Origin of the sequence: Treponema socranskii subsp. socranskii VPI DR56BR1116 = ATCC 35536 (assembly GCF_000468115.1) — a bacterium.
Classification (GTDB): domain Bacteria; phylum Spirochaetota; class Spirochaetia; order Treponematales; family Treponemataceae; genus Treponema_D; species Treponema_D socranskii.
Window position 1 is genome coordinate 148,445 of the sequence record NZ_AVQI01000080.1, and the last position, 11,883, is coordinate 160,327.

Annotated in this window: 9 protein-coding genes; 2 read left to right on the top strand and 7 right to left on the bottom strand. The window is 45.2% G+C overall.

All coding sequences use genetic code 11. From position 1 onward, the window contains the following. Window positions 1-50: 50 nt before the first annotated feature. The 7 genes from HMPREF0860_RS11525 to HMPREF0860_RS11555 all read right to left on the bottom strand — a co-directional run bounded on the left by HMPREF0860_RS11525 (window position 51) and on the right by HMPREF0860_RS11555 (window position 9,316). Window positions 51-1,580, bottom strand: a complete 1,530-nt coding sequence (locus tag HMPREF0860_RS11525; protein WP_021331456.1) for an amidohydrolase — start codon at window positions 1,578-1,580, stop codon at window positions 51-53. Between the two features lie 256 nt (window positions 1,581-1,836). After that, a complete protein-coding gene (locus HMPREF0860_RS11530) occupies window positions 1,837-2,847 on the bottom strand; it encodes a uroporphyrinogen decarboxylase family protein (protein WP_021331500.1) in 1,011 nt (336 codons plus the stop codon). A gap of 22 nt (window positions 2,848-2,869) precedes the next feature. Continuing rightward, window positions 2,870-3,367, bottom strand: a complete 498-nt coding sequence (locus HMPREF0860_RS11535; protein ID WP_021331449.1) for an L-2-amino-thiazoline-4-carboxylic acid hydrolase — start codon at window positions 3,365-3,367, stop codon at window positions 2,870-2,872. 53 nt (window positions 3,368-3,420) lie between these two features. Beyond that, window positions 3,421-5,316 carry a M28 family peptidase gene (locus HMPREF0860_RS11540; RefSeq protein WP_162147019.1) on the bottom strand — a complete coding sequence of 632 codons (1,896 nt, stop codon included), beginning with the start codon at window positions 5,314-5,316 and terminating at the stop codon, window positions 3,421-3,423. 69 nt (window positions 5,317-5,385) lie between these two features. Further along, the gene (locus tag HMPREF0860_RS11545; protein ID WP_021331464.1) at window positions 5,386-7,008 is read right to left on the bottom strand and encodes an amidohydrolase; all 1,623 of its coding nucleotides are present in this window, start codon (window positions 7,006-7,008) and stop codon (window positions 5,386-5,388) included. Between the two features lie 9 nt (window positions 7,009-7,017). After that, a complete protein-coding gene (locus HMPREF0860_RS11550; RefSeq protein WP_038081845.1) occupies window positions 7,018-8,400 on the bottom strand; it encodes a Na+/H+ antiporter NhaC family protein in 1,383 nt (460 codons plus the stop codon). 271 nt (window positions 8,401-8,671) lie between these two features. Then, on the bottom strand, window positions 8,672-9,316 hold the full coding sequence (locus HMPREF0860_RS11555; protein WP_021331444.1) for a GntR family transcriptional regulator: 645 nt from the start codon (window positions 9,314-9,316) through the stop codon (window positions 8,672-8,674). Between the two features lie 152 nt (window positions 9,317-9,468). Between HMPREF0860_RS11555 and murC the strand changes: the two genes are divergently transcribed. Together murC and HMPREF0860_RS11565 are read left to right on the top strand one after the other, a co-directional pair. Beyond that, complete coding sequence (gene murC / locus HMPREF0860_RS11560) at window positions 9,469-10,971, top strand: UDP-N-acetylmuramate--L-alanine ligase (RefSeq protein WP_021331483.1); 1,503 nt, start codon at window positions 9,469-9,471, stop codon at window positions 10,969-10,971. A gap of 10 nt (window positions 10,972-10,981) precedes the next feature. Beyond that, window positions 10,982-11,848: a YicC/YloC family endoribonuclease gene (locus HMPREF0860_RS11565; RefSeq protein WP_021331466.1), complete on the top strand. Its 867-nt coding sequence runs from the start codon at window positions 10,982-10,984 to the stop codon at window positions 11,846-11,848. The last annotated feature ends 35 nt before the right edge of the window (window positions 11,849-11,883 follow it).

An 11,883-nucleotide genomic window follows, 5' to 3' on the forward strand; every position in this document is an offset into this window, starting at 1 on the left:
AAAATTATATATCTAAAGAAAATCTCAAAACCGGGAATTTCCGCAAGTTTTCATTTGTTTACCCACACGGTTTTTCCGCGGTAAACGGTTTCCAAAATTTGTATCTTATCCAGCTTGTCTTTCGGATGCTCCAGAGGATTATCGGATAAAATGACAAAGTTCGCTTCTTTTCCCGCTTTTATGCTTCCCCGTTCATCTTCTTCAAAACCGAGGTAAGCCGCGTCGATGGTGACCATTCTCAACGCTTCTTTTACGCTGATCCTTGACGCGGGTACGCTGAGATTGACGGCCGCATGAATACCCAACAGAGGATTCATCGAAGTTACCGGCGAATCCGAACCGCCTCCGACGATTATTCTTCTATCCAAAACAGGGCGCAATGCGCATCTCATGGCAGCCCGTTCCGGCCCGATGTGAGGTACGTAAGTGTCGGACGGCCAATAGTAGTCGAATATGGGCTGCATAGCCAAGGTTACTTTCAAATCTTTTGCAAAATCCATCAAGTCATACGCGGAAACTTCAAAGTGCTCAACCCTGTGTCTGTGATTTTCTCTCGGAAATTCGGTTAAGACTTTTTTATACGCCTTTAGTGCCTGCTCTATAGCGGCGTCTCCGATCGCATGCATACAAATTTGCAGTCCCGCTTTATGCGCTTCTCTGAAAAAATTCTCCAGCCGTTCTTGCGTAAAATAAAGGTTACCGTAGTTTTTGGGATTATCGATATACGGCTCGCGGAAAGCGGCGGTACCCGGTTCAACGTCACCGTCTAAAATACAGCTAAAACATCCGCCGATTTGTTTTAAGCCGAGTCTTACGACTTCTTCTACGTTGGTAGTTTGATAATAAATTCTCAAGTGAAAAGGAATTTCCTCTTTATCCCGCAAAAGAGCCAATACGTCGGGATCGTTTACGGGACTTCGGCCTTCCATCGTATGGACAGCCGTGATCCCGTTGCTGATACATTCGTGTATCATCTTTTCCCGCGCTTTCTTTTTTTGCTCTTCGGACATCAATTTCGGCGGCAGCGAATACGCAAAGAGATTGGCTTCGTTCCGTAAAAATCCTTCCGCCTTGTCTTCTTCGCTTATGGCAATTCCCGCATTTTTCGCTTCTTCAATAATCAATTTCAGAGCTTTGGTATTAACAAAAGTTCCGTGTGTTCCCGCAGTTCGCAAAAATACCGGATGATCGGGAACGGCTTTATCCATCTCTGCCAATGTAATAGGCCTGTTTTCCGCAATCGGGTGTCCGCCGTATCCGTTTATAAACAAAACTTCGTCTTTTGAAGCTTTATCCGCTTCTTGCCGAAGCCCCGCTACAATTTCCGCTATTGAGGATGCTTCAAAAAGCGACGGTTGCGTCATCATTTCGCCGGAAAAACTCATATGACAATGAGAATCTATAAATCCGGGTACAAGCGTTTTTCCGTTAAGGTTAATTAATTCCGCATCGGGATACTTTTCTTTTGCTTCCCGTTCACAGCCGACAAATACGATCTTATCGTTTTCAAATACTACGGCTTCTTGGGTATCGTCCGTATCCATCGTCAAAACAGTTCCGCCGAAAAACATTTTTTTCATAATTGAACCTTCCTTAAAATTATACAGTGAGTAAATCTTCAGATTTAGGAGCTGTATAATTAGTGCGCACGAGCGCACACGTACATACGCGAGTTTTCAAAAGAAAACTCGAAGTTAAAAGCGCCGAACAATCCGTATTCGGATTAACCGGCAGCCGATTTCTTAAACCCGTATTGTGAAAACGCAGGGACGGCCGATACGCGCATCGATAATTTTTTTGCAAAAGAATTCGCGCACAGCTCGTCCCCGTTTTCCGCTACCGTTTGCTGTACTTTTCGGCGTACTTCCTTACTTCGTCAAGCCGTTTGTATCCTACTTGCGGAGGAACGGTACAATCGGCACCTATGATAACGCCGACGCTTCCCGCATCCGCTATTATTTCCTTTACGCGGTTTTCGATTTCGGCATCGCTTCCAATATCGAGCATCGTTCCTTTGCTGTTTGCAAATCCGCCCAAAACGCACGCGCCGCCGAAGAATTTTTTTCCTTCCGACAGCGGGACTTTTTCGGTATAGACAGCCCAATTATACACTTTTGCCTTATACTCTTTATAAAAAGACAAATCGTTCGTAGAACTTCCGTAGCCGCATATATGCAGAATATTGTTGTCCCATAGTTTGTTTATTGCGTTCAAACCCTGAAGATCGGATTCCATCACATACCGCTTGTGGAAGTTCAAATCGGCTTTTTCGGATTGTACGCTTTGTACGCTGTAGTAAATGCCGTCTACGCTTGTATTCTTTTTGATTTTATCCGCGAGAACCGACACGTCTTTCGCGATTTCCAAAGATGCGGCGAGCATCGCTTCGGGATCTTCGTTGAACAGCTGCACGAATAATTCAGGGCGCTTTTTATAGCATTCGGTGTACAGGCGGATATAATTGAACGGTGCAAAGATGTTGTAAAAGGCTGCGATTTCGCCGTCGAAATGTTTGAGAATTTCGTTGATCATATCGACTTGCTTATCATACCACGGAGAAGACGCTCCGATGGATTTGATTTTTTTTATGTCGTCGATAGTGTTAATATCGTTTTCCATGATCGACGGGTGTCCGAAAAAACCGTCCGACATGATTTTTACCATATCCGGCTTGAGGTCGTCGTACAGCTTTTTGGTGCCGTCGATTGTCGCCTGAACGATCCCTTCATCCATAAGTCCCCGGAATTGCCGATATTCGTCGGCAAAGTGCCACCAAAACCCTACGGGAACGCGATTGACGGCTTTGTTGTCAAACGCGTCCAAAATCAGTTTTTTCTTTTCTTTCATTGTCTACCTCCATAAAAGTTTTTTACGATTCGGTATTGTGCTTGTTCGGCTGCTTGATTCTGATTTCACATATCGGGTCTCCCTTTGCAATCGTTTTTCCCAATTTAAAATCAAGCCCCAACACTTCGCATATCCCTCTGTCGCCGTCCATAGCGATATCGCACAGGAGTGCGATTTCGTCATCGCTTGCCCCGATTTTTTTCCATGCCGACACCAAAGGGCAATAATGGAAATCCACGCTCAAATCTCTCTCAGTGCATGTATCCTCCATTTGAAAAATATCCTTAACATTGTCATTGACGAATTCTTTGTGGAATATTTCAAAATCGTCGGTGTGTGTAAATTTGTGGGCGCCGTGAAAATTGCCGCATTTTTTTATGGCTTTACGCGCGAAGTCTTCGCTCAAGCCCGCTGACACGGCTTCTTTGTACAGCACATAAAGCCACAAAGCCCTATGTTCAAATGCGTTTCTCATATCTTCGATATGACGTCCTTTAAATTCGGATTTGTTTTTTATCATTTGCCACCTCCATGATAAACCGTTTTAAAATCCCGTTTTCGAAAACGCGTCGGCTATATACATGCTTTCATCATGTCGATAAGTTCTTCGACAATGCTTATTTCCGCCGCAATATTCGTTTTGAGTTCCGACCGTTGAACGGCAAGTTCCCTTTCAAGTTTTGCAATAACATCGTTGCAGTTATCGCTTCCGCCGTCGCGCAGCTTTTGAAGATCTCTGCCGATGTCGTACATATCGGCTATCGTCGTAACTTTTCCTTGCGCCCAGGTAAACGGCACGGAGTCCCCGATGACTTGATCGACCAAGAGATCATACGTCGCTCTGTCGAAGTGATAGCCGTACCAACAGAGATCCACGTATCGCAAATCTTCGTCCATAGCTTTCGCTATATTGCCGGATTTAATGCTTGCAATCGCTGCCGTCAAATACTGAATATTATTGCGGTTCCGTACGTGGATGAAATTGTATTGCTCGAACCAATCGAGGCCGAACAATTCGTTTACGACTTTTCCGAATATCTTGCTTATCTTTTTGTTGTACGCTTGCGTCGCAGCGTTCATTTCGGTAAACGAATCGTTTTTTTGCTTTAACTGCGCGGCAACGTCTTTTGCTTTAAGGATCGTTTCGCGAAGCTGCTTCGTGTCTCCCATACTCGCTTCGTCGATTTCCTCAAGCATGTGTTCGTACAGCGCCGTAAAATTCAGCGGCCGTACCGGTAGTTTATCGAATTTCTGTAAAATGGAACCGTATAAAATATGCGAAGAAAGAAACGTTCTGTCGTCATAATCGTTTATCCACTTTTGATCGGATGACGAATGATACGAAGGCCAAAAATTGACTCCTTCATAAAAACTTTCTATCGTCGGTATGCCGAGGCAGGCGTACATATAGCTTTCCGTCCACGTCCACATGGGGCTGTAGGTTCCGAACGGATATATATTGCCTTCGATGTTTTGGCCGATCTTTTCTATCCCTTCAGCCATTTCATACGGAGTTCTTACCCGAACGGCGGTCGCAGTACCGTTAATTAAATTGCCGTCCAGATTTATCAATAAAAATCCGTTGTCGCTCCATTCGGGATGCTTGTGCGTCAACATCGTCGCGCCTCGCGCCCAATCGTATCGGGTACCTTCGATGCCCCATTCTTCCGCTCCGTGGAGACATACGCGCAGCGTTCGTTCGGGTGTATAGCCGTCTTCGATCAATGCTTTGCATATTCCCATTATACAGCCGATACCGGAAGTATTGTCCGCAAAAGCCGTAAAATATGCGTCATAGTGGCCGATGAGGTAGACGATTTCGTCTGTCTTTCCCGGTATTTCACCGATGATACAATTTGTAATGCCGTTGTTGACAACGCTCACTTCCGCATTCAAAACGGCTTCAATCTCTCCGCCTTGCAGTTTTAATTGCTCTTTAAATAATTCGGCTTCCCTTACCGTCATTGAAAATGTCGGGAGATCGCAGTTCGTGGAAATATCTTGTACGCCTAAAGTGTCTTTCGACCACGAACAGTAGCCGCCTATTTGAACGATAATGACGCCTTTCGCTTTTTTGAATTTTGCCTGCGTAACCGGCCAGTTGACCCACCAATCGTCGACCATGTTGATATCGATCAAAACATATTTTCCTTCGACATCTTTGTTTTCATAATCGATATCTCTACCCTTGTTGACATAAACGATTTTTATTTTTTCATCTTCCGCCAAACATCTTGCTTGGAAACTCGACAGCAAAACTTTTCTCGTATTTCCGTTGTGCATTTTGTAAGAAATGTCGGCCCGCTTAAATTCGAAATTGTCTACGACGACAGGATCCTTATGCACGTTTTTTAAGCCGATTCTTTTCATCTCATCGTGGAGAAAATCTCCTGCGGCAACTTCCGCTGCGGAACCGGACGTACGATAACCGAGATCGGGATTGCTCTTAAACGAAATCAGTTTTTCCATCAGATTAAGGGTATAATTTAAATCCAAGTGTTTACTGAACGTCGCCATCATAATTTCACTCCCATAAATTTAATTTTTGTTTTCGTAGATGATATCGCCGTCGAATACCGTCATGAGCACTTTTGTGTCGGGTATTTTTTCTTCATCGACAGTAAAAAGATTTTGATCGAGTACGGCTATATCCGCCAGCTTTCCTCTTTCCAATGTGCCTAATTCTTTTTCTCGTCCCGATACATATGCGCCTCCAAACGTATAAGCCTTTAAGGCTTGCGACATTGTAAGCCGTTCGGACGGATTTACGCCCGTCGGCTTCCTATCATAACCGTTACGCGTAACGCCGTAGTATATCGTTTCAAACGGATCGAAATCGACGACAGGGTAGTCCGTCCCTAAGGCGAGGATTCCGCCCGATTCAAGGATAGAGCGGCACGGCCATTCCCAGCGGCATCGTTCTTTTCCCAATCGTATGAGCTTTTCGTTCGCATCGAGGGCTAGATGGCGCGGCTGCATAGACGCTATCACCCCCAGCTGTTTAAAGCGCGCTATGTCGTCGGGGTGTATGTTTTCAATGTGCTCGATTGAATTGCGTATTAAACGGTTATCGTTTACCGCATTCGATTTTTCAAAACAATCCAAAGCCAATCTTACCGAACCGTCGGCGATGCAATGGAGTCTCACGCCGAAGCCGTATCTGTTTGCATTTATGATACATTGTTCAAAATACTCTTCGGAAGCGGTCAGCAAACCCGACGTATCGGGTTTATCGTCGTACGGTTTCAACAGATATCCCGTATACGTTGAAGTTACGCCGTCTATGACGCCTTTCAGTCCCGTAACTTTGAGCTTATCCGAGCAATATTTTTTCTTCAATTCGGCAAGCGTTTTTTGATCTTTATCGGGCCCGATGGCGGGATTCAAATTTATTCTGACGGTTAATGTACCGGCTTTATCCATGCGTTCCAAAGAATCGTATTTTACGCCGTGTAAAATTCCCGAAACGTCGCAAAACGTAGTAATGCCTACTTTTGAGAGTTTACGCATTAAGTCCGTATTGACTTCATCGCTGATCGAATCGGCGGGTACAAACGTTTTACTCGACGCCAATTTGAACCAAGCGTTTTCTCGCAAAATTCCGCTCGGTTCTCCGTTCGGTAAAAGTACGATATTGTTCCCGTATTCCGGCTTGCCGGTACCTAGGCCTATTTCATCGAGTGCTTTGCTGTTAAGCCACCCCGTGTGCGCATCCGCCGCGGCGAGGTAAACAGGCCTGTCGGGAATAGCACGATCCAACGATTTTTTCGTCGGCAGTTCGGCGTTGTTCCAATTTGCGGGAAACCATCCCTGTCCTATGATACAGTCGTATTCAGGATGAGCGTCTGCAAAAGCTTTTACCATTGACACGCATTCCTGTTCCGAATGCGAGTACAGTATGTCGTTGATAAAATACTTGCTGTCGTACAAAGCTCCCATGGAATAATGGCCGTGTGCATCGCATATTCCGGGCATTATTAAGCAATCGCCGAAATCGTAAACACACGTATTTGTTCCGCGGCAGGATAGGATTGCCGTCTTTTCACCGACGGCGATAATTTTATTGCCGCTGACGGCGACGCCGCCGGGAAACGGCAAAGAGCCGTCTCCCGTAAAAATCGCATTACTTAAAAATATTTTGTCTGCGATATTATTGTTCATACATATCTTTTACTTTACGATAAATCCTGTAATTGCGAATCCGATTATGGTTAATATATAGCCTATCAAAGCGTACGGAAACGTTCCGAGCATTTGGTAGTACGGCTTGATTTCCACCGCGCCCGATGTGATCATAACGGCATCGCCTGCGACAAAAGTCGTGCTTCCGAGCGTCGCCGCGCATACCAGTGCCATGCACGACAAAAGCGGATTGACTCCCAATGCAACTGCGATAGGCACGACTATGGGAGCAAATATCATGGAACCGTCCCAAAAACCGCCGGCAAAAAACACATACGCGCCGCAGAACGCGAATACGATCGCGGCGAATATGGAACCGTTGAGCAGCGGAGTAAGAACGGTGATGACATAGTCGGTCATACCCGTCGTCTTGTTTATCTCGACAAGAGTCAGCGCAAGAGCGATAGTCGCGTCGACGGTAAGCATACTTGCGATTCCTTCAAAAGAATGCGAAAACACCTCCGTCAGTTTTAGCTTTTTTTCAAATACGATGATGCCGACTACTACGACTATAGCGCCCATACAAGCGACCATAACATTTTTCGTGACGATCGTAATCGTAACGATGGTGATCATAGTAGCGAGGAATTTTAAAGGATTGTTTTTTGTTTGCGTTTCGCCGGAATTCGCAGAGTCCGCATGTAATTCTTTTCCGTCAAGGGATTCTTCTTTCGAACACACTATACCGGTTTGCATCGCCAATTCATTATCTTTTTTGGTGATTCCGAGCAGCGGGAATACTCCGATGATGATAAGAAAACAGATGAGCAATAAGATGACGGGATAAAATAAAAACGGCATACCCGCAATATATGCGCCCAAGCCCGTTCCGTTTACCCGTACGTTCATCTCTTCGAATAAACCGGAATAAAAAGCCGCCCATGTCGATACGGGGATCAATACGCACACCGGTGCTGCCGTACAATTGACCAAAAAACCGAATAAAGTGCGCGGAATTTTATGTTTATCGCAGATATTCTTCATAGCGGTCGAAACGGCCATATTGTTCAAATAGTCGTCGACAAAGATCAGCCATCCCATTGCAAACGTGATAAGCATCGCTTTTCTGCGCGTATTTGCATACTTTCCCATCCAATTTGCAAATTCGAGAGAGTAGCCCGATACGTCCAAAAGCTTGATCAATATGCCGAATAGGGAAAGCATAACGACAAGATATCCGCACGTGCCCGCCGCCCATGCAGTTTGCAGTTTGTCGAGCCATACGGTCGGAAAAGTAAAACCGCCGATTAAAACGGAACCGACCAGCGTCGCTATCGTAAACGATAGGAGCATCCGTTTAGTCCAAAAAACGAATACAAACATCACAATTGTAGGTATCAGAGAAATAAACCCCAACTGCATGGTTTCCATAAATTGCCTCCTCAATAAATTTGATAAATCTATCTTTCGGGACAGGAAAACAAATTTGTTAATGAGACATTATAAATTAAAACATCTCATTGATATATCATTAATATATCAATGAGATGATACCACAGAAATACGAATTGTCAAGGAAATAATTAAAAATATTTTATGATTTTTTTGCGATCATTATACAAATACCGCACATATTATAAGGAAAACAGAAAACGCGCGATTGCCTTTTTGAAAGCTTCGTTTTCGAATATTTTTTTCAGATCTATCTTTTAAATCCGCCGATATCCATACTCAAATATTTTAAAGCGCTTTCTTTGTCGTCGTTTTTTATTGCCCTGATAATATTTTCATGGTACAGGTTGAGGGTGTCGTTTGAAATTTCCGCCCAATTTTTCCAGTAATTCTGAATGAAAAAACGTGTCAGATTTTTTATGGCGTGTTCCAAACTGCTTAACGCATACGCATTGCCGTGCAGTTTGAATAATTCTATGTGAAATAATGTACTGTTTTGCCATTCACTCACCGCATCCGTATTCGTGAGATTTTTGGTATATCCCAATAAATAATCCAATACGCCGGGATTGCACATAACGATTTTTTCCCAATTTTTATCCAAAAAGCCGCACTCCAATATCAACCGGTAGTTCAGCATTTCGATTAAATCTTCTTGTTTGAGGACGATTAATTCATAGCCGTATCTCGGGATGCTTTTAAACACGTTTTCGCTGCAAAGCTCTATCAAAGCGTCTCTGATGGGAGCTCTGCTGAGTTTTAAATGTTTTTCCAAATCAGCTAAATTGATAATATCGCCCGGTTTTATAACATTTGTCGTCACGAGATCGTAAATTTTTTTATATGCGTCTTGTTTTAATGAATTTTTTTTTGTTATAAGCTTGTTGTTTATCACAGGAATGCCCTTGTGTTACGGTAACATACCGTATGTTGGATTTTTCTTAACAACGTACAGTATATCATACTGTACGCTGGTAGAGCAATATATATGCGGCGACACGATTCTCCGCATTGTGCGTTTTTTGCGCTTGTGCTAAAATAAAGCTCATGTCATCGATTTCTCTTCCGAAAGATTTTACCGGCGTTCGCGTTCACTTCGTCGGCATCAAAGGCACCGGTATGACCGCCCTCGTCGAAATCCTCAAAAAACGCGGCGCCGTTATAACCGGAAGCGATGTTGCGGAAAGGTTTTACACCGACGCCGTTCTCGAAAAGCTCGGCATACGCGCCCAAGCGTTTTCGGAAAAAAACATCACAGGCGATATCGATTACGTCATCTATTCGTCGGCATACGATCCTGAAAAAAATCCCGACTTGATCGAAGCGCGCTCTCGCGGTATCCCTTGCCTTTTATACACCGAAGCGCTCGGAGCAGTTTCCGCGCAGTCTTACAGCGCCGCGGTTTCGGGCGTCCACGGTAAAACGAGCACGACCGGAATCGTCGGAACGATTTTCGAAGAAACGGATATCCCCGTGCAAGTGCTTGCGGGCTCCTCCATCGCCTCTTTCGGCGGAAGCTGCACGATGACAAGCGAAAACTACGACATAAAAAAATCTCGCAATTATTTTGTTGCGGAAACTTGCGAATACCGGCGCCACTTTATGTCCTTCCATCCTCAAAAGATAATTTTGACGAGCGTCGAAAGCGATCATCAGGATTATTATCCGACCTATGAAGACATTAAAAACGCCTTTATCGATTTTATCTGCAAGCTGCCGTCAGGCGGCACCCTCATCTACTGCGCGGACGACAGGGGCGCAGTCGAAGCGGCCGAAGCGGCATATAAAAAGAGGGGCGACATCGAAATGATTCCCTATGGGGAAAAGGCGCAGGGCGATTACCGCTTGACGATCGGTAAAACCGAAAACGAAGCGCAGCATTTTTCGATCGGCTTTTTGGGAGAGGCTTCTCTTTACGTTCCCGGAAAACACGAAGTGCTCGACGCCTGTGCGGCGTCCGCCCTCGTGCGGGAAATTATTAAAAGCGACGGAAAAGATCCCGATCTCTACCGCGAACGGATCGTACGCGGTCTTGCAAATTTCAGAGCCGGAAAGCGGCGGAGCGAAGTCGTCGGAAAAGCGTTCGCAGGCAAAAACTCCGTCGTCTTTATCGACGATTACGGTCATCACCCGACGGCGATCAAAACGACGCTCAAAGGTTTCCGCGAATTTTACGGCGGCAGAAAAATCATCGTCGATTTTATGTCGCACACCTATACGCGCACTTCAGCTCTCCTCGAAGAATTCGCTTCGGCTTTTTCCGATGCCGACGAAGTGATTCTGCATAAAATATACGCTTCCGCGCGCGAAAGCGCCGAAGGGGGGAGCGTTACCGGAAAAACGCTTTTCGAAAAGACAAAAGCGCATCACGGAAACGTTCATTATTTTGAAGAAGTACTCGATGCGAAAGACTTTGCGCTTTCAGAATTGACAAAACCGCTTTCAGCCGATTTTCCGAACGGCTGTCTTTTTGTAACGATGGGTGCGGGCGACAACTGGAAACTCGGTACCGCTCTTTTTGCCGCGTGCAAGGATGCGGCAAAAAAATGAGGACTGCGCTATGACGAGCATGACCGGTTATGCTTACAGTGAAACGGAAAACAGAGATTCTTCCGTTTCGGTCGAAATAAAATCCGTAAACGCGCGATTTTTGGATGTGACGATAAACCTCCCGCCGTATTTGAATCGGCTCGAACAGCGTTTCCGCGAAGCGATCGCCGAAAAAGTTGTGCGCGGAAAAGTCGATGTCTTTATCCGCGTAAAAGAAACGGATCCCGACTGCATCGTTACCGCCGACATTCCCGCCGCGAAGTTTTATGCCCGTGCGATTTTAGATATTGCATCGGCTGTCGGTGCGCAAAAGAATGACATCCTTTCCATCGTCGCCTCGCAGCCCGGCGTACTCAAAACCGAAATGACCTATGACATGGAAAAATATCGGAATATGATTTTTCCGGTCTTTACCGACGCTCTCGAATCCTTTTGCGATGACCGAAAGCGGGAAGGCGAAAACCTCGCCTGCGACATAGAAGAAAAACTCGAAACGCTTTTCCATGCTGCGGATTTTTTTAAAAAGCGGCAGGGCGAAATGGACTCTCTTTTTAAAAAGCAAATTGCGCAAAAATTCAACGAACTTTTGGGAGACGCTGCCGACGAGCAGCGCATCATGACCGAAACCGCCGTCATGATCGTAAAGTATACGATAAACGAAGAAGTCGTCCGCCTGCAAAGCCATCTCGAAGCGCTTAAAAACGAAATGCTGACGAACGCCGCTCCCGGCAAAAAAATCGATTTTTTGTGTCAGGAGATAAACCGTGAAATCAATACGATCGGCAGCAAAAGCCAATTCGCCGACGTCAGCGCCCAAGTGATCGCCGCAAAAGACGCCCTCGAAAACATACGCGAGCAGGCGCGAAATATCGAATAAATTAATAATCGACAAAAGGAAAATATAAGGAAATG